The following is a 244-nucleotide window of genomic DNA, read 5'->3' on the forward strand; positions in this document are numbered from 1 at the left end:
GGACCCATAAACACTGCGTATATTGATCCAATCATAAGACCTAAAATTAAATATATTGTTTGTGATCTATAATTACTTAATAAGTATTTTACACCCTTTATAGTTATAAGTATTCCAAAAAGTACTCCAAAACCAAATACAAAACATACAAGTAAGTAATCAAAATTCAATTTTAATACTTCTTTTACAGCATTCATTATAGGTGCATATAATCCAAAAATTAAAAGCAATGTTGACCCAGATA

1 protein-coding gene is annotated in these 244 nt (G+C 26.2%); it reads right to left on the reverse strand.

Going from position 1 to position 244, the window contains the following annotated elements:
• On the reverse strand, positions 1-244 hold a 244-nt coding region (locus NG901_RS16815), incomplete at both ends, for an undecaprenyl phosphate translocase family protein (protein WP_252217096.1).

This window comes from Clostridium sp. CMCC3677, from assembly GCF_023845585.1.
GTDB classification, from domain to species: domain Bacteria; phylum Bacillota; class Clostridia; order Clostridiales; family Clostridiaceae; genus Clostridium; species Clostridium aquiflavi.